Below are 21,413 nucleotides of genomic sequence, written 5' to 3' on the forward strand. Positions count from 1 at the left end.
GTTAGTGGTGCAGAGAGTCTGCCGGGGTAGCCGCCGTCTCGTTGGCGACCAGGTTTTTATTAAAGCGTTTGGCATACAGCGCGGTGATAATTGGCACCAAAATGGCGGTGACAATCACGCTGGCGGCGACCAGCGCTGTGGCGGAGGCGGCAACCGGTTCAAACGCCGGGTTAATCTGGGCGATAATCACCGGGTTTGCCACCGCAGCGCCTGCCGCAGAAGAGGCAGCCACACCTGCCGTACCGTTCCCGCCACCGATAACGCGGTCAGCAATAATCAGCGGGATACCGGTGATAACGATAACCGCGACGCCCAGCAGAATACCCAACAGACCGGTATCAACGATGACGCTCAGGTTAATGGTGTTGCCCAGCGCAAAGCCGAAGAACGGGATCAGCACCGGCGTGGCTTTGCTGAAGAAAGAACGCAGATCGTGATCCAGATTACCCAGCGTAAAGCCAATCAGGAACGGTAATACCGCGCCGATAAAATGGTGTGGCTCGAAGGAGGCCAGGCCCGCTGAACCAAGGATCACCATCGTCATCAACGGACCGGATTCCAGAGACATCAACACAAATGCGCCGGACTCTTCTTTCGTTCCGTACTGGTTCATCAGGCTGGCGTACAGACCACCGTTGGTCATATCCATCGCGGAAACAATTGCCAGTACCGAAAGTCCCGCAAAGAACCCGGTTTGAATACCGGTATCAGGAATAAATGACGCGGCTATCATTGCCACTACCCACGCCACGGCTATTTTGGTGATAACCAGCGTACCGGACTTCCGTAATACTGTACCGGTTGCCCGTAAATCAATAGATGCGCCAATACAAAAAAACCACACCGCCAGAATAGGCACCGTTCCGCTGATCATACCTTTGGTAAACGAACCGAAATACGCGCCGGTATCGGGAGCCAAGGTATTTAACACTGCGCCTAATAACAGGGGAATCAACATCATTCCGCCGGGGATGCGTTCAATCGTGGCTTTAATTTTCATAAACGTCCTCATATCTTGTCGCAGGCACTATATGCGCAAGGAGTTAAAAATTAATAAATTCAAATGGTTACTAAAATTTCTTAACAAAGGTAATCGCTATCTCTTTGTTTTATAGAATCTAACGCGGCATACGTTGAGCGTGTCGCTGCTCCCAGGGATATTGCGTCTGGAATTAGTTTGCATTCATGGGAACGTTGATTCAATCAAAATAAAACGATGTTTTAGTTATCTTCATCACATATTCCGCGCAAAAGTTCTCAAGCGCTGTGATTATTAAAAAAGCTGTGATCTTTTTGTGAAGGGATTAGGTGATTTTTTTGCTAGCAGAATAATAGTGACCGCTGTGATTGTTGGCGCAATAAAGCGATTTATTCTTGTATTTAATTGTCAGTAAATCGCAAGCATGACATGTAAAAAAGCTGACTCAGAATGACCTTATTTACGCAGGTTGACGAAATGAAATACCATGTGTGAAGTTGATCACAAATTTAAACACTGTTAGGGTAAAGAGGTCATTAACCGCCCAATCAGGCGTCAACAGGTTCGGTTGTACTGCTCGTTTCCAGCCAGTGTAAGTAAACCTGCTACGCTTGTTACAGGGATTGCGTCTGTGCATTCCCCGCTCGGCGATGACCTTAGCGCATGTTGCGTTAGGAGCGTCGAACTGTGCGCGACAGGGCTAAGTCTAAGAGGACTGGTATGCTAAAAAGGAAAAAAATAAAACCCATTACGCTGCGCGATGTCACCATCATTGATGACGGAAAATTGCGAAAAGCCATTACCGCGGCGTCGTTAGGTAATGCGATGGAGTGGTTTGATTTTGGTGTTTATGGGTTTGTTGCTTACGCATTAGGTAAAGTGTTCTTCCCGGGGGCTGACCCCAGCGTGCAGATGGTTGCCGCGCTCGCCACCTTCTCTGTTCCCTTTCTGATTCGACCGCTTGGCGGATTGTTCTTCGGTATGCTCGGCGATAAATACGGTCGTCAGAAGATCCTCGCTATCACCATTGTGATTATGTCGATCAGTACCTTCTGTATCGGTCTTATTCCCTCGTATGCCTCGATTGGTATCTGGGCGCCGATTCTGCTGTTGCTGTGTAAGATGGCACAGGGATTCTCGGTCGGCGGAGAGTACACCGGGGCGTCGATTTTTGTCGCGGAATATTCGCCTGACCGTAAGCGTGGATTTATGGGTAGCTGGCTGGACTTCGGTTCGATCGCCGGGTTTGTGCTGGGCGCGGGCGTGGTGGTTCTGATTTCAACCATTGTCGGCGAGGCAAATTTCCTTGAGTGGGGCTGGCGTATTCCGTTCTTCCTGGCGCTGCCGTTAGGGCTGATTGGTCTGTATCTGCGTCATGCGCTGGAAGAGACGCCGGCGTTCCAGCAGCACGTTGATAAACTGGAACAGGGCGACCGCGAGGGCCTGCAGGAAGGTCCGAAGGTTTCGTTTAAAGAGATTGCGACCAAACACTGGCGTAGCCTGCTGGCGTGTATCGGTCTGGTGATTGCCACCAACGTTACCTATTACATGCTGCTCACCTATATGCCGAGCTATCTGTCGCATAACCTGCATTACTCTGAAGACCACGGCGTGTTGATTATTATCGCCATCATGATTGGTATGCTGTTTGTGCAGCCGGTGATGGGTCTGCTCAGTGACCGCTTCGGTCGTCGCCCGTTTGTTATTATGGGCAGTATTGCGCTGTTTGTGCTGGCCATTCCGGCATTTATCCTGATTAACAGTAATGTCATCGGCCTGATTTTTGCCGGGCTGCTGATGCTGGCGGTGATCCTCAACTGCTTTACCGGGGTGATGGCGTCAACGTTACCGGCGATGTTCCCGACGCATATTCGCTATAGCGCGTTGGCGGCGGCATTTAATATCTCGGTCCTGGTTGCGGGTCTGACGCCGACCCTGGCTGCCTGGCTGGTGGAAAGTTCGCAGAATCTGATGATGCCTGCTTACTACCTGATGGTGATTGCGGTGGTTGGTTTAATTACCGGTATCACCATGAAAGAGACCGCAAATAAACCACTGAAAGGGGCGACGCCTGCCGCTTCGGATATTCAGGAAGCGAAAGAGATCCTTGGTGAGCACTACGATAACATCGAGCATAAAATCGAAGATATCGATCAGGAAATTGCGGAATTGCAGCTTAAGCGTTCGCGTCTGGTGCAGCAGCATCCGCGTATTGATGAGTAATCAGCTTTCAGGCCTGCGGGTAGCGTGGTACTCAGTAGGCCGGATAAGGCACCAACTGCCATCCGGCACATTATGTTGATCTATCACAGCGACTTAAGGTTGGCTTAATATCCTTCAGGCAAACTCTCCTCCATAGTTTCGGAGGAGAGTGTCATGAAAACCCGCATTTATGAAAGTTTAACTGCCCTGTGTAGCGTGCTGATCGTCAGCAGCTTTTTGTACGTATGGGTGAGTTCTTACTGAGCTTTCGCTAATTCCACCCAGGCGCGAGTGCCGCTCGTTCCCTGACGATTCTGCAAATAGAAATGCCCGTGATGTAGCTGGGTGATCCGACTGACAATGCTCAGCCCCAGCCCAATGCCGCCAAAACGGCTGTCCATCCGTACAAACGCTTTGCTTAACTCCCCGCATTTACTTTCATCAATGCCTGGACCTTCATCTTCGACGGCCATGACGGCATCATGTTCGGTATTCAGGCCGATCGTAATAGTAGTGCCTTCCGGGCTGTAACGGTGTGCGTTCTCTACCAGATTGCGCAGCAGCATGCGTAACAGCGTTGCGTCGCCACGTACGACAACGTCCGCTGCGCTTTGCGGGAGGAGCAGCGTCTGCTGGCGCTGGTCCAGCATGGTGCTGAGTTCGTCATAGGAGGGCAGAATCACGTCCTCCAGCAGTTTGACATGTTGGTAGCTTCCGGCCGAAAACGACTGCCCGACGCGGGCGAGTTGCAGCAGTTGCGACACGCTGTCCATCATTTGGTCAAGGCGGGCAATTAACGGCGAAACGTCGACTTTATGGGTTTTGGATAATAATTCCAGATGCAGGCGAACGCCTGACAGCGGCGTGCGCAGTTCGTGGGCGACATCGGCGGTAAATAAGCGTTCGTTTTCGATAGTGGTGGTCAGCCGCGTCACCAGCTCGTTGAGCGCTGAGACGACCGCCTGTATCTCAACGGTTGAACTGTGAATTTCAATGGGGGCCAGGTTATCGGCTGCCCGCGCTTCTAACTCTTTTTGCAGATCCGCCAGCGGGCGAGTAATACGTCGCACTGCCTGGTAGCAAATCAGCAGCGTCAGGCTGACCATAAAGATGCCGGGGACGATCAGGCTGGCGATGGCCTCGCGGATCTCATGCATGATGTGGCGATCGTTGTTACGGTTATCGCGCAGCGCCTGCTCGAATAACTGTATTTGCTCAGTACTTTCGTGCCACAACCAGAAGGTGCTAATCAGCTGAAAGACCAACAGAATTAGACCTATCGTCAGTATTAACCGTTGGCGAAGAGGGAGCGGTCGTTTTAGATATTGCAGCAGCTTCACTTAGCTTTCCTCAGTGGCGACCAGCATATAGCCAAATCCCCTGACCGTGCGGATACGTGATTTCCCCACTTTATCGCGCAGATTATGGATGTGGACTTCCAGCGTATTGGTCGACGGTTCGTTATCCCAACTGTAGATGTCGTTATACAGAATTTCCCGGTGAACCGGACTGCCAGCCTTGAGCATCAGGCGCGACAGGAGCGCGTATTCTTTCGGCGTTAAGATAATCTCTTGCCCGTCCATCCACACCTGGCGACGACCGATATTCAGCGTCAGGTTACTGACAATTAACTCACTTTCACCCTGATTGTTATGACGACGCAGCAGCGCCCGGATGCGGGCGTGCAGTTCTTCCAGCGCGAACGGTTTAACCAGATAGTCATCTGCGCCCACGTCCAACCCGCTGACCCGGTCTTTCACCGTATCGCGGGCGGTGAGGATAAGCACAGGTACGGTGTATTTTTTCTGCCTGATCCGGTTCAGGAAGTGCAGACCGTCTTCATCCGGTAAGCCGAGATCCAGAACCACCAGACTGTAATGTCCGGTCTCCAGGCATTGTTCCGCTGCCCGGGCGGTTGATACGCCGTCGCAGGCATAGCCTTCTGTTTGCGCGGCGAGTATCAGTCCCTGTAATAACAACGTATCGTCTTCAACAATCAGAATTTTCATTCGCTTAGCCTCCCCGGCAGGGTTGCAGAATATCATCTGCCGCCTGATATTTCTGTGTTTGCACGCCCGTTAATCCCAGCAGAGTCGAGAACAGATTATCCTGTGAGAAATCTTCTGAGCTTGCCCGTTTTTGCAAACATGTCTGAGAGACCTGATAGCGTTGCTGATAATCTTCTGAGAGCCACAGCAGCATCGGCACATGTTTTTGCGTATCTGGCGCAATCGAATACGGCAGACCGTGCAAATAGACGCCATTTTCCCCTAAGGATTCACCGTGATCGGAAAGATAGACCAGGCTGGTGGTGAAATTATCCTGATGCTCTTTCAGTATATTGATTGCTTTATCAACAATATAGTCAACATAAAGAATCGTGTTGTCGTATGTATTGACCAACTGTTGCTGGGAACAGGTCTGGATCTCGTTGGTGTCGCAGGTTGGCGTAAATTTCTTGAACTGCGCAGGATAGCGGTTGTAATAGGTCGGACCGTGGCTGCCGATGGTGTGCAGCACAATCACGCCGTCGCCTTGCAGATTATTAATGTACTCTTCCAGCCCGTGGAACAGGACGTCATCATAGCATTCACCATCAATACACTGTCCCGGCAGGTTCAGCTTAGTCATATTCTGGTGCGGCACCCGATCGCAGGCTCCTTTACATCCACCGTCGTTATCATTCCACAGCACGTTAATTCCCGCCCGCTGGATGATGTCGAGTACGCCTTCCTGATGCTGCGCCAGTTCTTCATCATAGTGCGCGCGCGGCATATCGGAGAACATGCAGGGCACAGATACCGCCGTGGCCGTACCGCAGGACGTCGTGCGCGGGAAATAGACCACATTATCTTTTTCCAGTAGCGGGTTGGTCTGGCGCGCATACCCGGACAGGGAGAAGTTGTCGCCGCGGGAGGTCTCGCCGAGAACCACAATCGTCAGGTTTTTACGCTTTTCTTTTACCATCAATGGATTGCGATGCGCATCTTCGCCAATGCGTACCAATGGCAGGTGGGCCAGCCTCTGATGCGAATACCAGGAAGACGTCGCCACAATGCTGTTGGATGGGCTGAGGGATTTCACCAGTTCTTTGTTGTTGCGAAACAGTGAGGCGTAATCTTTATAGAAGAACGCGGCGACCAGTACGATCAGCAGCGCGGAAATCAGAATGTTCGCGCCACGGAACAACACGCTACGCAGCGCTGGAGTAATAGGCTTGATTCTTACCCAGCAGGCAATGAGCGCGGCCAGAATACCGCTCACCCCGAGCGTAATTACCATTCGTGGCGTCATCAGGGCGAAGGTTTCGGCGGGTGTGGTGTCCATCATATTGGCGATCATCGAGCGGTCGATGATGATGCCGTAGGTCATGATGAAATATTGAGCCGATGCGCCAACCAGAATAAAAACGCACGCCACCAGGCGGTTAAGCCACAGGAATGAGGCCAGCGTCAGCACGATGTTCATGACGCTGAAAGCGACGACCGGCATCGATAAAAACACCAACACGTTGCGCACAGAATCCAGGGGCAGGTCTTGCAGCACTTGTTTATAGAACGCAATGTTCAGAAAAGTCGCAAGATAAAATGAGAGCAGCAGAAGCCAGCTGATTAACCCGAGAGTGGGCCTTTTAAACAGGTGCTTTAACATTAAGGGGGATTCCATCGACTAAGTGGTGCAGATCCTCTCAAAGTAAAATTAAGCCAACCTTAAGTTCTTAAGATTGGCTTTTTGCAGGATGGCGGCTATTCACCAGTGCCGCTGGCGTTAACTATTTTTTACCGGGGCATCTAATGGATAGGGGTTTTTATGGATCCGGTTGTAGTTAAGTGCGTACAGCGCGGTAATAATCATCAGCGTGACGAACGACCACATCACCTCTTTGGCGCCAGAACCGATCACTGCCCAGATGCAATAGACAAAGGCGATAAAGGTCACCGCCAGATACAGCGGGCGCGCTTTGCCGAAGTGACCATGACCGAGCAGCAGCAGCGCAGCACAGGTGTACAGATATGGTACCAGCGTGAAGATGACCGAAACTGAAGAGACCAGACCAAACTCTTTTGCGGCGTTCGGCGACATGCTGCTGAACTGGAAAATGGTCATCAGGATACCGACGATAATTAACCCGGCCACCGGGGTACCGGCTTTGTTAACGCGGGCAAAAATCGGCGGGAACAAACCGTCATCGGCCGCCGCTTTGGCGGTTTGTCCGGCCAGCAGCGTCCATCCGCCCAGTGAACCAAGACATCCGGCAGCGGCGCAGAAGGAGACGATCGCGCCAGCGGTGTCGCCCAGCGCCATTCTTGCGGCATCACCGAACGGCGAGGCCGAAACACGCAGCGCAGCGTTAGGGATCATCCCCATAATCGCCGTTGTGGAGAGCACGTAACAAACGGCGGCAATCAGCACCCCGCCAATGGTGGCGATAGGCACGTTACGTTTGGGGTTTTTAACCACGCCTGCCGCGACGGAGGCACTTTCCACCCCGATAAATGACCATAAGGTCACGTTCAGGGTGCTTTGAATTGCGCCGAAGGTATTCATACCGCTGACGTTCCAGGCCGCCATATAGGTTTCACCGCGGAACCAGAACCAGCCGAAGACGGCAATCCCAACAATCGGCACCAGCGCCAGCACCGTTGCGACGGCCTGTACACGAGTGATCATTTTCGGGCCGACAATGTTCAGCAATACGAAGATCCACAGCACCACGACACAGGTCAGCGTCAGGACCAGCGGATCTTTTAAGATGGGGAAAAAGTAGCTCAGGTAACCGACGCCAATGACCACCATGGCGATGTTACCAATCCAGCAGGCCAGCCAGTACAGGACGTTAGTCTGGTAGCCTAAAAAAGGACCGAAACAGCGGCGGGCATAAGCATAAGAACCACCGGGACTGGAGTCTAAGGACGACATTTTTGCGTACACCATCGACAGTGCCAGAGCACCGATAATCGTGACCAACCATCCGTAGATTGCAATCCCGCCAGTTGACGCAAGGTTTGCGGGTAGCAGGAATACACCGGAACCCATAATATTCCCCGACACCATAAGGGTGACGGGGATTAAGCCCACTTTGTGAGCATCAGCATCCGTCGACATATTTTTTAACTCCTGATAAGGATAAATGACGGACTTATCATACCTCTTCAAAAGACTATTTTATGATGACGGAGCTGGGGTATCGCTAATGCTGATATTATTATGGCTTATCGCTAACTGATTAAAACTCAGGCAGCGGATGGCTCCCGATGTTGACTAACATAATGCAGTGGCGTCATCCCATAGAACTCTTTGAATACGGAAATAAAGTATGAGGTACTGTTATATCCGCACAGTTGAGAGACCTGGGAAATGTTTTTCTCATCCATCAGGAGTTGATTGACGGCATAACGCATGCGACATGTAGTAATTATTTGGCTGTAACTTGTATTTTCGCTTTTGAGTTTCTTCTTTAACAAGCTGGGACTCAGGCATAAGCAACTGGCAACCATGCTTAAATTCCAGTCTTTGTGTATGTCGCTTTCAATAATGTGATAAACGCTGTCGCTGATACGACTACGCAGCATATGCATGAGTAAAGAGATAAATTTTTTGCTGTCAAGGAAGCGTGACAACACCGTGAACAGTAGTGAGCGTGTGCGCTCTCTTTCACCTTCGTCTACTGTTTCCATTACGCTATGTTGGGCAGCCACCCTGAAGACATCCGGCGTCAGACAGGTAGCGGTGATCACTGGGTTAGCACTCCGCTGCCAGAATGGGATCTGTGAAAGGTCCTTATTTAAAAAACGCAGATAGTCTTTAATGATATCGCGGCTGATATGTACGACCAGTGCGTTATTAAGTGATGAGAAATCGATAATATTATTATCACATGCCACCAATGCCATATGATTAGCTTTTAAACTGATGGCTTCTTTACCGTTAATCCTTAACCAAACATCCTTCTCCGTTAATACGACAACACACGCTTCTTTGCTGCAAAGTCTCATACCCAAACTCCAGGAATATGACATAAACTACCGTAACTTACCATTGGGCAAGAAATAACCGGCAAATGAAATTGTGTGATGAATCAAGACAGGCGATAAAATAGCGATATTTAGATTAATTACAATATCTGTAGGGATTATTGCCGTGTACATAAAATTTTACGCAAGTGGCAACGTGCAATTTTCGTATAAAAAAAGCGCGGGGTGGTCCCGCGCAAAAAGGTATGACAATGTTATTGTTTTGCAGCAATACTCAGGAATTACTCAAGCATGACATGTCATCCTTCAAATCGGACTATCTCAAAAAGACATTATGCTTTCACGCACATGACGTGATACACACCGTCAATAATTTCCGTTCCTTCGGTTTCATGTTCAAATCCAGGGAAATGGTGGTCCCAGGACTGCAACGAACGTAGATAACTAATCTGCGGGCTATTAGCGTCGCCAAAGTTTTCACCGGACAACAGCATCGGAATTCCTGGTGGGTAAGGAATCACAGAGTTCGCTGCTATACGGCCCTGCAGATTTTCAATGGCCACCATCTCAACGTTATCGCTGACTATCGCGTTATAGGCTTCACGCGGTGTAATTTCAGCAACAGGCAGGCCGGAGTAGGCTGCATTGAGACGGCTGCCAGGGTTGTTCTCTTTCAGCCAGGCAAACATGGTGTCGCCAAGATCGTGAATGCCCATGTTTGCGTAAGTGTCTGGATATTCCTCAACCAGTTCAGGCATTACCTGTGCCAGCGGAGTATTCGCATCGTAGTGATGTTTGAAAGAGCACAACGTGTTGATCAGTGTGCCCCATTTCCCACGGGTAATCCCCATTGAGAACAGGAACATAATCTGGAAGTCGGTGGTACGCGTCGGCACGATACCGTGACGGCCAAGCCAGGCGGTGACCAGAGCTGCAGGAACACCTGTCTCTTCCAGTTCGCCATCGTCGCCCATACCCGGTGCCAGAATGCTGACTTTAATCGGGTCCAGCATGCTCCAGTTATCCGGCAGATCTTTAAACCCGTGCCAGGATTCGCCCGGACGCATTACCCAGCAGTTCTGGTCAGTGGTCAGGAGTTGGGTTGGCGCATCGGCAAAGTCATAGGTTTTGCCGGTCTGCGGATCGGTTACCACTTCTTTGTTCCACGGTTTGAAGAACCAGTCGCCTTCGGCGGTGAATTCTTTGTACAACCGCGCCATGGCCTGGCGGAAATCGACCGCTTCGTCGATCACTTCCTGGGTGAGCGACAGGCCGCTGTTACCGTCCATCATGGAAACCGCCACATCGTTTGATGCGCAGATGGCATACAGCGGAGAGGTGGTGGCGTGCATCATGTACGCCTGGTTAAAGCGGGAGAAGTTCACGGCCCCACGACCTTCACGGACGTGAATATAAGATGCTTGGGAGAGCGCATTCAGCAGTTTGTGAGTCGAGTGGGTGGCAAAAACGGTAGGGCCGTTATGATCGCCCGGCGCGCCACGCATGGCGTAGTGGTCGGCATAAATTGGGTTAAAGCGAGCATAGCCGTACCAGGCTTCATCGAAGTGGATACGATCGCTGGTTTGCGCGAGCAGGTCCTGCGCCTCTTTTGCGTTGTAGCAAACGCCGTCATAGGTACAGTTAGTCACGACGCTGTATGACGGTTTTTGTCCGGCTTTGCCCTTTGTCAGTGGGCTTTCACTGATTTTTTTCTGCAATGTTTCAGGCTGCATTTCCTGCGGGTAGATAGGCCCGATAATGCCGTAGCGGTTGCGGCTAGGCACCATGTATACCGGTTTTGCCCCGGTAAGGATCAGCCCCTGTTCAATCGATTTATGGCAGTTGCGATCCAGCACCACGACGTCGTTGTCGGTCATACAGGCTTGCATGATGGTGCGGTTAGAGCCGGAAGTCCCGACCACCACGGACCAGGAGCGGTCAGCGCCAAACACCCGGGCGGCATATTTTTCGCTCTCGCCAAATGCGCCAGTATGATCCAGCAGTGAACCCAGGGAGGTGCGTTCGATACCCATGTCGGTACGGAATAAGTTTTCGCCGTAGTAGTCATGATAGAAACGACCGGCTGGGGTTTTGGTAAAACCGACGCCGCCCTGGTGGCCAGGCGCCGCCCAGGAATATTCATGGATGTCGCCGTATTTCATCAGCGCGCTGAACAGCGGCGGCAGAAGCTGCTGGCGGTAACGAGTCATCGCCGCCACGGCGCGCCCGGCGATAAAGTCTGCGGTATCTTCCAGAATCCAGGCGAATTCATCGACAAGCTCCAGCAGGTCGCGATCCAACGATGCGGTGGCTTTTTCGCGATCGCCCAGGAGGAAAACAGGAACGTTTTGCTGGCGCTCGTGGAGCTTGCCGATCAATTGCCTGACATTCAGGTGCTCATCTTGTTGTTCCATTTGATAGCTGAACATCAGGCAATCAATGGCTTCATTTGCGGCGAGGATGGCGTAACCATCGTCGAATGAGGTGGACTTAATGACGGTAACATTCTGGCGGCTTAATGCGTCAGCCAGACGTTCGACAGCGCTACCGACCCAGGTGTCCTGATGCAGAAACTCACTTTCAACAATTAATACTTTCATCATCTTTTACCCGGTTGTGGAAAGGTTGCAATTTATGGATTGCAGACACACCGTATGAATGTGACGCAGGCAAGTATTATCCTGAGAAAATGGGCTGTAAAGCGGGTGAAAAATAGTCTATTTTGTATTTTATATGTTTTTAAACAATGAGTTATGCTGTATTGAAGACGGATTTTAACCGCCGTTTATCGACAGGGGGACTATTTTTTTGGCTGATACTGATATTGCTGAATGGCAAGCATGCAGGCCGGATGTGCATCAGCAACATCCGGTAATGATTTCATTCAGTTGGCGGTGATTAACCCATAATGGCGCAGTTGCTTGCAATGCGTTCTCGCCAGTAAAATCACGGTGGTTAAGGCCCCAAGCAGGGCGCAAAACATATCGGATTGGGTATCCCACGGGTCGCCCTGCGTGCCGAGAAAATCATCAGCTCCTTGACCCATTGCCAGCGCCGCCCACCATTCGATCAGCTCATAGGTCGCGCTAATCGCCAACGCTACGCAGCAGACTAAAAATGCCAGCATTTTTCGGCCACGGACAATATTACCGCGCACTAAAATCTCTCTTGCCGTCAGCGCTGGCACCAGCCCCTGAAAGAAGTGACCCAGCTTGTCATAGGGATTGCGACTAAGATCCAGCCATTCCTGAACCTGAAAACCGACGGGGACTTTGGCATAGGTATACATACCGCCGACCATCAGAATGATGGCGTGAAAGAAAATTAGCGTGTAGAGCAGCGGCGTCAACGGGTAGCGCTTTACGGTAGTCAGCAACAACGGTACGACGATAATGACCGGCGTGACTTCCATCAGCCAGGTGATTTTCTCAGTGGCACAGATGCCGGTGTAGATAAGGATCAGCGCCAGAATCAGCGCGCCAGACTGCAAAATCATGGGGTTCAGTGTGCGGAGCATTATGAATTCACACGTAATGGAAAAGATTACTATTCCCTGTGAACAGCAAAAATTCAACGCCAGTAAATGGGAGGATTAAGGTGGCCCGGGGGGATCGCTGGACTGACGCCAAAAGTTTAGTGTCAGTCCAGTGCCGGGCCGAATAGGTTACTTCGCGCAGTTAGCGCATTGTTTGCTGACGATTTGCTGGAAGAAATCGTTGCCTTTATCATCGACCAGGATGAACGCCGGGAAATCTTCTACTTCGATTTTCCAGATAGCTTCCATACCCAGCTCCGGGTATTCCACGCATTCCAGATGCTTAATGCTCTGCTGCGCCAGTACCGCTGCCGGTCCGCCGATGCTGCCTAAGTAGAAACCGCCGTGTTTGTGGCAAGCGTCTGTCACCTGCTGGCTACGGTTGCCTTTTGCCAGCATGATCATGCTGCCGCCGTGTGACTGCAACAGGTCAACATAGGAGTCCATACGACCTGCGGTAGTCGGCCCTAAAGAGCCGGACGGATAACCCGCTGGCGTTTTTGCCGGGCCCGCGTAGTAGATCGGATGATCTTTCACGTACTGCGGCAGACCTTCGCCGGACTCAATACGCTCTTTTAGCTTCGCGTGGGCGATGTCACGACCAACAATAATCGTGCCGCTCAGTGACAGGCGGGTAGAAACCGGGTACTGCGAAAGCTGGGCGAGGATCTCTTTCATCGGACGGTTAAGGTCTACCTTAACCACTTCGCCTTCGCCAGCCTGGCGCAGAGATTCTGGAATGTACTGACCTGGATTATGTTCCAGTTTTTCAATCCAGATCCCTTCGCGGTTAATCTTGGCTTTAATGTTACGGTCCGCGGAGCAGGAAACGCCCATACCTACCGGACAGGACGCGCCGTGGCGAGGTAGACGGATCACGCGGATGTCATGTGCGAAGTATTTTCCGCCAAACTGAGCGCCGAGGCCGAGTTTCTGTGCCTCGATCAGCAGTTCCTGTTCCAGTTGCAGATCGCGGAACGCCTGGCCGTGAGCATTGCCTTCAGTCGGCAGTGCATCATAGTAGTGCGTGCTGGCCAGCTTCACCGTTTTAAGGGTGCTTTCCGCTGACGTGCCGCCAATGACGAATGCAATATGGTACGGCGGGCAAGCTGCGGTACCCAGCGTACGCATTTTTTCCACCAGGAAGTTTTTCAGTTTTCCGGGAGTCAGCAGCGCTTTGGTTTCCTGATACAGATAGGTTTTGTTGGCTGAGCCACCGCCTTTGGCCACGCACAGGAATTTGTATTCATCACCGTCCACGCTGTACAGATCGATTTGCGCAGGCAGGTTGGTGCCGGTATTCACTTCTTTGTACATATCCAGCGCCGCGTTTTGCGAGTAGCGCAGGTTATCTTCAATATAGGTATTAAATACGCCTCTGGAGAGCGCGGCTTCATCGCCGCCGCCGGTCCACACGCGCTGGCCTTTTTTACCCATGATAATGGCCGTACCGGTGTCCTGGCAGGTTGGCAATACGCCTTTGGCGGCGATTTCGGAGTTTCTCAGGAACTGCAGCGCCACGTACTTATCGTTTTCGCTGGCTTCGGGATCATGGAGAATTGAGGCGACTTGCTGTTGGTGTTCAGGGCGGAGCATAAAGGAGGCATCGTGGAAGGCTTGCTGAGCCAGTAGCGTAAGTGCTTCAGGGGCTACTTTCAGGATAGTCTCGCCTTCAAACTCGCCGACGCTGACGTGATCGGATGTCAGCAGGTAGTACTCAGTTTTGTCTTCCCCCAGTGGGAAAGCCGCCTGGTAAGTGAATTCAACTTTTGACATTTGCTTCCAGCCTTTTCATTTTTATCAGGAATTTAGAAATTCACTGTGTCTTAAGAGTGGCGTGCCGTACCAACGCGGACGGCACGCGAACTGTGATTACAGGAAACCGTACATTGCGGCGAATATCCAACCAAAGACACAGGATACGCTTACGCCGATCAAGCCAGGCAGAATGAAGCTGTGGTTGATAACGAAGCGGCCGATGTGGGTGGTACCGGAACGGTCAAACTGAATAGCAGCCAGATCGCTCGGGTAGGTCGGCAGAATGTAGTAACCGTAACATGCCGGCGCCGAAGCAACGATGTACGCTGGATCAACCCCGATTGCCAGCGCGACCGGAACAATCGCCGCCAGCGCCGCTGCCTGGGAGTTTACAAACTTGGATACCAGCAGCAGAACAATTGCATAGGCCCACGGATACTCTTTCACCATATTACCCAGCACACCTTCGATTTCTGTCATGTGCGCACCGAACATTGTTTCGGCCATCCAGGCAATACCGTACACCGCCACAATCGCGATCATACCGGAACGGAAGACTTCGTTTTTAGATATTGAAGCGGGATTAGTCTTCGTCAGGATAATAATCAGCGCACCGGTCAGCAGCATGAACATCTGGATAACCAGTACCATGGACAGCGGTTTGCCGCTGAAGGTAGGGCGCAGCTCAGAGAATGCGCCGAGCACAGCAACCACGGCGATAGCGGCGAGGAAGATCCACATGGCCAGCCAGTTGCTTTTCGGCAGTTTTTTATCTAACAGCGTGGCGGTGTCGCCATAAACATAGTTGTGGTTTTCAGGTACGGAAATAAACTTCTGGAATTCTTCATCTTTATCCAGATCTTTACCACGGAACCAGCTGAAAATACCGATAGCCAGTATACCCAGCAGGGTAGACGGGATGGTGATGCTGAGCAGGTCGAGGAATTCGAGATGTTTACCTTCAAACGTCACATTACCCAGCATGGCGACCAGTGACACCACGGCTACGGAAACCGGGCTGGCGATAATACCCATTTGCGCACCGATAGAACTCGCCGCCATTGGACGTTCCGGGCGAATATTATTCTTAATGGCAACGTCATAAATGATTGGCAGGATGGTGTATACCACGTGGCCTGTACCACAGAGAATCGTCAGGGTGCAGGTAACAAACGGTGCGACGATAGAAACGTATTTTGGGTTACGGCGCAGCAGCTTTTCAGCGATTTGCAGCATAACGTCAAGGCCGCCGGAGGCTTGCAAGGTTGCCGATGCGGCCACCACGGCAATAATAACCAGCATAACGTCTACAGGTGGTTTACCCGGCTGGAGATGGAAAACGAAAACCAGAATGACCAGGCCGATACCGCCTAATAAGCCCAGTGCGATACCGCCCTTTCTGGCACCATAAAACAAACATATTAATATTATGAGAAGTTGTATACTAAATAACATTTTATTTACCCTCGCGAAAAACCCAGTCAATTTTTTGAAAAATGGATCTGTGGCACATTCTTTTTTGCCAGAATAAGCATCAAAAAATGGTCAGTATTCGATATGTCCGTATTTGCGATTAATGTTCAAATGTCTTGCTAGAATGTTTTTTTAAAGTTATGGCGATATTTAGTTTTTTTCTGTGGCGTTGAACAGAGGAGAAAATCCTCAGGCGATGGGAAGCAGAACTGGGCATAGAGAGCTGCGGTTGACGCTGTAATTTATCTGTTTTGCGTTTTCCGCTATGACATGAACCACGGACAGAATGAGTGAGTGGGTTATTTGTGTGATCACGGTCACGCCATTTCATTATGTAATGAGATCGGCGTACGGATACTTTTATTTGCTCACAAAAATGTACGGTGTCCATGGTACGTAGCATGGTCTCCATTGCTACCAGTCCAGATTTTGTATCTCTGGTTAATTTCAGACTAATCCTTTATGGGTAAAAATACACACTCTGCGAGTCAGATAATACTTAATTAACTTTTGTTAGCGATTTTGAAATTAAAAACAGTGTGATGTTTATCAATATTGAAATATAGCTTTTGACATGCTGTGTACAAATATATTTGATCTAACGCAAATTGATAATGCTTCTGCTTCAGCCAGTAAAATAGGGATTTTTCATTATTTTAATAATTGTTACTTTCAAATAACAAATAATCCCAAAATGTATTTATTGGCAATATTGTTTAAGCAATGAGTATTGCTCTGCCTGAACGCGGTAACGATAAACAGGTCTACCGGTCACGCCATAGTGGATGCTGGTAAATAAGATGTGACAATTAACCAGCCAGATAAGGTATTTACGGCAAGAGACGCGGGAGATATTGACCTCATTGGCCAGCTCATCCGTAGAGAACTCCTGATCCTGGTGCTCATCAATCCACTGGCACAGCGTACGTAATGTTTGTGGCGTTAGCCCTTTGGGTAAGCGGCGTACTTCCTGCTCATTGGAGGAGCTGCCGTGAATAAGTTGGTCAAGCTCAGACTGTTCATAGTACTGATGCTTTTCCATCTCTGTTTTCTTATGTAGCCAGCCGGTTAGCGCTTCTTCAAAACGGGAAGCCTGGAAAGGTTTGATCAGGTAGTCAACGACACCATAGTGCAGAGAGTCTTTGATGGTGGTCGCGTCAGCGGCGGAAGAGATGACAATAACATCACACTTGCAGCCTTTGCTGTGCAGAACGGGCAGCAGATCCAGACCGTTTTCTTTTTGCATGTAAATATCCAGCAAAATCAAATCGATATGATGACCGCTATGAAAGATGATCTCTTTGGCTTTCTCCAGCGTAGAGGCTGTTCCGCAGCAATGAAAACCGGAGAGTTGCGCGACATAACGACGATTTAATTCCGCTACCATTGCATCGTCATCGACAATTAAGACATTGATCATCTGCTGGCCCTCTCACCATTCCACGGTAACTGTACAAAAAATTGGGTGAAGACCCCAGGTTCAGACTCGACGGAAATATTGCCGCCAACACTTTCAACCTGCTGTTTCACAAGTGCTAAACCGACGCCTCGTTCGGTTCCTTTTGACGAGACGCCCTTCTCAAAGATGTGCTCAATGTGTTCAGGGGCGATCCCTGGACCATCGTCATTCACTTCGCAATGCAACCAGCCGTGTCGATAGTGCAAGGATACGCTGATCTCGCCACCGGGTTCTTGACCTAGCGCCTCCAGGGCGTTTTCAATCAAATTCCCCAAAACGGTAATCAGCACCGCTACCTGATCTTCATTGCTGTTTTCCGGCAATTGGCTTTCATTGCTAATGACCAGACTATGACCTAAATCAGATGTGCGATTAATCTTACTGAGTAAAAATCCAGCGATCACCGGAGATTTTATTTTTCCTAACAGTGAGCCAATCTCTTCCTGATAATTGTTCGCGGTCTTCAGGATGTAATTTTCAAGCTGCTTATAACTTTTCAGGTGCAATAATCCCAGAATCACGTGCAATTTGTTCATGAATTCGTGGGATCGTTCACGAAGTGCGTCGGCATAGTTAACCATACCGTCCAGGCGTTGCATCAGTTTCCGAACTTCAGTTTTATCGCGGAACGTTGAAATGGCCCCGATGATTTTTCCGTTGCTGAGTACCGGAACAGTGTTAATTAAGAGTAGCCGATCTTTCACCGTGATCTCTTCATCGCGGCGTGGCGTTCCATCGCGTAGTACTTGCGAAAAATCGACCACCTGTGACCACGCGTGGCTGAGCGTCGAGAGCTGGGCATCGTCTTGGGATTTGTGGTAATCAAGCAGTTCCTGCGCCGCCTGGTTTATCAGCGTGACTTCACCACACTCATCAACGGCAATGACACCTTCCTTTATAGAGTGCAGCATCGCCTGGCGTTGTTCGAACAGATTGGAGATTTCATAAGGCTCCAGGCCAAACAAAATGCGCTTAAGGACTTTGACGAATACCCATGTGCCGAGTAACCCAACCAGAACGCCAAACAAGATGGACCAGAAGATACTGCCGCGACTGTTATTGATCTGCTCAGTCACTCTGCTTAGCTCAAGGCCGATCGCCACCACGCCAATCTGTCGGTGATGCTCATCATAGATAGGGGTAAACACGCGCAGAGCTTTAGCCAGAAAGCCGCGATTAATGGCAACATTCTCTTTGCCCTGCAGAGCCAGCAAAATGTCATCGCCTTTAAATGGCTGACCGATTCGCTGCGCTTCGGGATGAGAGTAACGAATGCTTTGCATATCGGTGACGACGATGAACAAAAAATCGTTGCTCTTATTCACCGCCTGGGCAATCGCCTGAATGCCGCTTTCCTCAGGTTTTTTCATTAACCCTTGGCGGATCTCCGGCGAGTTTGCCAGCGTCCGCGCGACCGCAAGCGCTTTATCCGCTAATGCATCGCGTGTCATGTTGCTGATTTGCGAAAAGTAAATCAGATGAACAACAAGCAGCACTGAGAAGAGTACTGCACTGACCATGAGGATCACGGTAGTGCCGAGCTTCATTGGGCGTTTGCGTATAGCAGTACGTTGCAGAGAGTGTCTCATCACGGTCCTGGAATCACGGTTTGTGCGGGTATTATCGCCCGACGGCATGCGTAATTCAAAGGTGGTAAGGAATGTGGGCTTAGGCTGCCAATACTTCTTCTATATATAGAGCGTTCTGTGCCGGTTCTCTCCATTTTTCAGTAATGCTTACCGGTAGTTTTTTGACGATTGTGGATAACTCTGTGCGTAAAGGGGTATAAGGCGGGGTTTTGCTGTGGAATGCAGCAGTCAGTCATTTTTCTGTCATTTAGGGGTTGCGGGCTGAAGGAAACTCCCTATAATGCGCCTCCATCGACACGGCGGATGTGAATCACTTCACACAAACAGCCCGGTCGGTTGAAGAGAAAAACCTGAAAATGAGGGTTGACTCTGAAAGAGGAAAGCGTAATATACGCCACCTCGCGACAGAGCGCTAAGGCGCGTCGCAACTGCTCTTTAACAATTTATCAGACAATCTGTGTGGGCACTCGAGGATACGGATTCTTAACGTCGCAAGACGAAAAATGAATACCAAGTCTCTGAGTGAACACGTAATTCATTACGAAGTTTAATTCACGAGCATCAAACTTAAATTGAAGAGTTTGATCATGGCTCAGATTGAACGCTGGCGGCAGGCCTAACACATGCAAGTCGAACGGTAGCACAGAGAGCTTGCTCTCGGGTGACGAGTGGCGGACGGGTGAGTAATGTCTGGGAAACTGCCCGATGGAGGGGGATAACTACTGGAAACGGTAGCTAATACCGCATAATGTCGCAAGACCAAAGAGGGGGACCTTCGGGCCTCTTGCCATCGGATGTGCCCAGATGGGATTAGCTAGTAGGTGGGGTAACGGCTCACCTAGGCGACGATCCCTAGCTGGTCTGAGAGGATGACCAGCCACACTGGAACTGAGACACGGTCCAGACTCCTACGGGAGGCAGCAGTGGGGAATATTGCACAATGGGCGCAAGCCTGATGCAGCCATGCCGCGTGTATGAAGAAGGCCTTCGGGTTGTAAAGTACTTTCAGCGAGGAGGAAGGCGCTGTGGTTAATAACCACAGCGATTGACGTTACTCGCAGAAGAAGCACCGGCTAACTCCGTGCCAGCAGCCGCGGTAATACGGAGGGTGCAAGCGTTAATCGGAATTACTGGGCGTAAAGCGCACGCAGGCGGTCTGTCAAGTCGGATGTGAAATCCCCGGGCTCAACCTGGGAACTGCATCCGAAACTGGCAGGCTAGAGTCTTGTAGAGGGGGGTAGAATTCCAGGTGTAGCGGTGAAATGCGTAGAGATCTGGAGGAATACCGGTGGCGAAGGCGGCCCCCTGGACAAAGACTGACGCTCAGGTGCGAAAGCGTGGGGAGCAAACAGGATTAGATACCCTGGTAGTCCACGCCGTAAACGATGTCGACTTGGAGGTTGTGCCCTTGAGGCGTGGCTTCCGGAGCTAACGCGTTAAGTCGACCGCCTGGGGAGTACGGCCGCAAGGTTAAAACTCAAATGAATTGACGGGGGCCCGCACAAGCGGTGGAGCATGTGGTTTAATTCGATGCAACGCGAAGAACCTTACCTACTCTTGACATCCACGGAATTTGGCAGAGATGCCTTAGTGCCTTCGGGAACCGTGAGACAGGTGCTGCATGGCTGTCGTCAGCTCGTGTTGTGAAATGTTGGGTTAAGTCCCGCAACGAGCGCAACCCTTATCCTTTGTTGCCAGCGGTCCGGCCGGGAACTCAAAGGAGACTGCCAGTGATAAACTGGAGGAAGGTGGGGATGACGTCAAGTCATCATGGCCCTTACGAGTAGGGCTACACACGTGCTACAATGGCATATACAAAGAGAAGCGACCTCGCGAGAGCAAGCGGACCTCATAAAGTATGTCGTAGTCCGGATTGGAGTCTGCAACTCGACTCCATGAAGTCGGAATCGCTAGTAATCGTGGATCAGAATGCCACGGTGAATACGTTCCCGGGCCTTGTACACACCGCCCGTCACACCATGGGAGTGGGTTGCAAAAGAAGTAGGTAGCTTAACCTTCGGGAGGGCGCTTACCACTTTGTGATTCATGACTGGGGTGAAGTCGTAACAAGGTAACCGTAGGGGAACCTGCGGTTGGATCACCTCCTTACCTTAAAGAACCGACCTTTGTAGTGCTCACACAGATTGTCTGATGAAAAGTGAATAGCAAGGCGTCTTGCGATTGAGACTTCAGTGTCCCCTTCGTCTAGAGGCCCAGGACACCGCCCTTTCACGGCGGTAACAGGGGTTCGAATCCCCTAGGGGACGCCACTTGCTGGTTCGTGAGTGAAAGACGCGCGCCCTGATATCTCAAAACTGGCTTGCGAGTCATGTTTGAGATATTTGCTCTTTAAAAATCTGGATCAAGCTGAAAATTGAAACGACACACTGTGTCTGTTCTCCGTAATAAGAACAGATAAAGGGTGTGTTCGAGTCTCTCAAAT

At 50.6% G+C, this 21,413-nt stretch carries 14 protein-coding genes, 1 tRNA gene and 1 rRNA gene; 4 read left to right on the forward strand and 12 right to left on the reverse strand.

Going from position 1 to position 21,413, the window contains the following annotated elements:
* Nucleotide 1: 1 nt before the first annotated feature.
* A complete protein-coding gene (kdgT, locus tag JSN25_RS07270) occupies nt 2-1,000 on the reverse strand; it encodes a 2-keto-3-deoxygluconate transporter (RefSeq protein WP_051594499.1) in 999 nt (332 codons plus the stop codon).
* A 699-nt stretch (nt 1,001-1,699) separates the two neighbouring features.
* On the opposite strand from kdgT, the gene proP reads away from it, so the two are divergent.
* Both proP and pmrR read left to right on the forward strand, forming a co-directional pair.
* Complete coding sequence (proP, locus tag JSN25_RS07275) at nt 1,700-3,202, forward strand: glycine betaine/L-proline transporter ProP (RefSeq protein WP_038636419.1); 1,503 nt, start codon at nt 1,700-1,702, stop codon at nt 3,200-3,202.
* Between the two features lie 153 nt (nt 3,203-3,355).
* The gene (gene pmrR, locus JSN25_RS07280) at nt 3,356-3,445 is read left to right on the forward strand and encodes an LpxT activity modulator PmrR (protein ID WP_038636421.1); all 90 of its coding nucleotides are present in this window, start codon (nt 3,356-3,358) and stop codon (nt 3,443-3,445) included.
* Here the strand turns inward: pmrR and pmrB are convergent.
* From pmrB to JSN25_RS07335, 11 genes are all read right to left on the reverse strand, one after another.
* On the reverse strand, nt 3,439-4,521 hold the full coding sequence (gene pmrB / locus JSN25_RS07285; protein WP_038636424.1) for a two-component system sensor histidine kinase PmrB: 1,083 nt from the start codon (nt 4,519-4,521) through the stop codon (nt 3,439-3,441). The genes pmrR and pmrB overlap by 7 nt on opposite strands.
* On the reverse strand, nt 4,522-5,190 hold the full coding sequence (pmrA, locus tag JSN25_RS07290; protein WP_038636427.1) for a two-component system response regulator PmrA: 669 nt from the start codon (nt 5,188-5,190) through the stop codon (nt 4,522-4,524).
* A gap of 4 nt (nt 5,191-5,194) precedes the next feature.
* Entirely contained in the window at nt 5,195-6,832 is a 1,638-nt protein-coding gene (gene eptA, locus JSN25_RS07295) for a phosphoethanolamine transferase EptA (protein WP_204525569.1), read from the reverse strand.
* A gap of 117 nt (nt 6,833-6,949) precedes the next feature.
* Nucleotides 6,950-8,287, reverse strand: coding sequence for an arginine/agmatine antiporter (gene adiC / locus JSN25_RS07300; RefSeq protein ID WP_038636433.1), 1,338 nt, complete (start codon nt 8,285-8,287; stop codon nt 6,950-6,952).
* Between the two features lie 128 nt (nt 8,288-8,415).
* Entirely contained in the window at nt 8,416-9,177 is a 762-nt protein-coding gene (locus tag JSN25_RS07305) for an AraC family transcriptional regulator (protein WP_069325137.1), read from the reverse strand.
* Nucleotides 9,178-9,488: 311 nt separating this feature from the next.
* Nucleotides 9,489-11,756: an arginine decarboxylase gene (gene adiA / locus JSN25_RS07310; protein WP_137347434.1), complete on the reverse strand. Its 2,268-nt coding sequence runs from the start codon at nt 11,754-11,756 to the stop codon at nt 9,489-9,491.
* A gap of 284 nt (nt 11,757-12,040) precedes the next feature.
* Nucleotides 12,041-12,673: a DUF2238 domain-containing protein gene (locus JSN25_RS07315; protein ID WP_069325139.1), complete on the reverse strand. Its 633-nt coding sequence runs from the start codon at nt 12,671-12,673 to the stop codon at nt 12,041-12,043.
* A gap of 147 nt (nt 12,674-12,820) precedes the next feature.
* A complete protein-coding gene (gene fumA / locus JSN25_RS07320; RefSeq protein ID WP_038636444.1) occupies nt 12,821-14,467 on the reverse strand; it encodes a class I fumarate hydratase FumA in 1,647 nt (548 codons plus the stop codon).
* 96 nt (nt 14,468-14,563) lie between these two features.
* Nucleotides 14,564-15,904, reverse strand: coding sequence for an anaerobic C4-dicarboxylate transporter DcuB (gene dcuB / locus JSN25_RS07325; RefSeq protein WP_003031873.1), 1,341 nt, complete (start codon nt 15,902-15,904; stop codon nt 14,564-14,566).
* Between the two features lie 718 nt (nt 15,905-16,622).
* A complete protein-coding gene (gene dcuR / locus JSN25_RS07330) occupies nt 16,623-17,342 on the reverse strand; it encodes a two-component system response regulator DcuR (protein WP_038636447.1) in 720 nt (239 codons plus the stop codon).
* Nucleotides 17,339-18,970: a sensor histidine kinase gene (locus tag JSN25_RS07335; protein WP_038636450.1), complete on the reverse strand. Its 1,632-nt coding sequence runs from the start codon at nt 18,968-18,970 to the stop codon at nt 17,339-17,341. Before JSN25_RS07335 ends, dcuR begins: the two co-directional genes overlap by 4 nt.
* Nucleotides 18,971-19,539: 569 nt before the next feature.
* On the opposite strand from JSN25_RS07335, the gene JSN25_RS07340 reads away from it, so the two are divergent.
* Nucleotides 19,540-21,079: ribosomal RNA gene (locus JSN25_RS07340) — 16S ribosomal RNA — on the forward strand.
* An 85-nt stretch (nt 21,080-21,164) separates the two neighbouring features.
* A tRNA-Glu gene (locus tag JSN25_RS07345) sits at nt 21,165-21,240 on the forward strand.
* Nucleotides 21,241-21,413 lie beyond the last annotated feature (173 nt).

It is taken from the genome of Citrobacter cronae (assembly GCF_016893685.1).
Lineage (GTDB): Bacteria > Pseudomonadota > Gammaproteobacteria > Enterobacterales > Enterobacteriaceae > Citrobacter > Citrobacter werkmanii.

Bases quoted from the DNA above. Each gene is read 5' to 3' on its own strand.
- kdgT (WP_051594499.1), bottom strand. From the start codon at position 1,000: ATGAAAATTAAAGCCACGATTGAACGCATCCCCGGCGGAATGATGTTG.
- JSN25_RS07335 (WP_038636450.1), bottom strand. From the start codon at position 18,970: ATGAGACACTCTCTGCAACGTACTGCTATACGCAAACGCCCAATGAAG.
- pmrR (WP_038636421.1), top strand. From the start codon at position 3,356: ATGAAAACCCGCATTTATGAAAGTTTAACTGCCCTGTGTAGCGTGCTG.
- pmrA (WP_038636427.1), bottom strand. From the start codon at position 5,190: ATGAAAATTCTGATTGTTGAAGACGATACGTTGTTATTACAGGGACTG.
- adiC (WP_038636433.1), bottom strand. From the start codon at position 8,287: ATGTCGACGGATGCTGATGCTCACAAAGTGGGCTTAATCCCCGTCACC.
- proP (WP_038636419.1), top strand. From the start codon at position 1,700: ATGCTAAAAAGGAAAAAAATAAAACCCATTACGCTGCGCGATGTCACC.
- JSN25_RS07305 (WP_069325137.1), bottom strand. From the start codon at position 9,177: ATGAGACTTTGCAGCAAAGAAGCGTGTGTTGTCGTATTAACGGAGAAG.
- adiA (WP_137347434.1), bottom strand. From the start codon at position 11,756: ATGAAAGTATTAATTGTTGAAAGTGAGTTTCTGCATCAGGACACCTGG.
- dcuR (WP_038636447.1), bottom strand. From the start codon at position 17,342: ATGATCAATGTCTTAATTGTCGATGACGATGCAATGGTAGCGGAATTA.
- dcuB (WP_003031873.1), bottom strand. From the start codon at position 15,904: ATGTTATTTAGTATACAACTTCTCATAATATTAATATGTTTGTTTTAT.
- JSN25_RS07315 (WP_069325139.1), bottom strand. From the start codon at position 12,673: ATGCTCCGCACACTGAACCCCATGATTTTGCAGTCTGGCGCGCTGATT.
- fumA (WP_038636444.1), bottom strand. From the start codon at position 14,467: ATGTCAAAAGTTGAATTCACTTACCAGGCGGCTTTCCCACTGGGGGAA.
- eptA (WP_204525569.1), bottom strand. From the start codon at position 6,832: ATGTTAAAGCACCTGTTTAAAAGGCCCACTCTCGGGTTAATCAGCTGG.